The sequence below is a fragment of the Streptomyces sp. NPDC091272 genome (assembly GCF_044757485.1).
Classification (GTDB): domain Bacteria; phylum Actinomycetota; class Actinomycetes; order Streptomycetales; family Streptomycetaceae; genus Streptomyces.
This window is the reverse complement of record NZ_JBIVVC010000031.1, coordinates 1-1,011: the sequence shown is the minus strand read 5'-3', so window position 1 is coordinate 1,011 and position 1,011 is coordinate 1. Positions and strand designations below refer to the sequence as shown.

The 1,011-nt window shown below is 67.7% G+C and carries 1 protein-coding gene; it reads left to right on the top strand.

What is annotated here, in order from left to right:
* Positions 1-67: 67 nt before the first annotated feature.
* Positions 68-1,011 (top strand): IS5 family transposase gene (locus ACIQM4_RS34595; protein WP_401599552.1). Its coding sequence is split into 2 segments (ribosomal slippage): positions 68-484 and positions 487-1,011, totalling 942 coding nucleotides; the frame shifts between segments, so codons are not numbered across the junction.

The window sequence follows — 1,011 nt, the reverse complement described above, 5'->3', positions numbered from 1 at the left end:
CTAGGTCGTTTCTGATGGCTCTTGGTGGGCTGGGTGGATCTTTCGGTCGGGTGGGAAGTGGCTTCGTATGGTGCGACGACATGAACTCACCGACGCGCAGTGGGACAAGATCGCGTCCCTTCTGCCTGCGAACGGTATGCCGGGTGGGCAGTGGGCGGATCACCGCAGGGTGATCAACGGGGTGCTTTTCAGGGCCCGCACCGGGGTTCCCTGGCCTGACCTGCCCGAACGGTACGGGCCCTGGCAGACCGTCTATGAACGTCACCGGCGCTGGTCCGCCGACGGAACCTGGCAGGCACTCCTTCAGGAACTGCAGATCGAGGCGGACGCGGGTGACCCGGACGCGGGCCATGGACGCGTGGTGGCCCGGCAGGAATGGGCGGTGAACATCGACTCGACATCCTGCCGGGCACATCAGCACGCTGCCGGAGCCCCGCGCAAGCCTGCGGCCGACTACCCGCAAAAGGGGGCGGGTCCCGTGAGGAGGGCGATGGTCGTGAGGCACTGGGACGCTCGCGGGGCGGGCTGACCAGCAAGGTTCACGTGCTGGCGGACGACCGGGCCCGTCCGCTGGTCTGGCTGACCTCACCCGGCCAGCGGGGCGACAACCCCATGCTCGTCCCCTTGTTGGAGAAGTTGCGGATCAAACGGCATGGACCAGGACGCCCTCGCGTTCGCCCGGACCGCCTACGGGGCGACAAGGCGTACTCCAGCCGCGGCACCCGCGCCTACCTGCGGAAACGGCATATCAAAGTCACCATCGCCGAGCCCGACGACCAGCGCGAACACCGCCGCCGACGCGGACGGTGCGGCGGCAGGCCGCCAGCCTTCGACAAGGCCCAGTACCGCCGCCGCAACGCTGTCGAGCGGTGCATCAGCAAGTGGAAGCAGTTCCGCGCGGTCGCCAGCCGGTACGACAAGCGCGACTACATCTTCAACGGCACCCTCACCGTCGCAGCGATCGCCATCTGGCTCCGCGACACCGTCCAAGAGCCATCAGAAACGACCTAG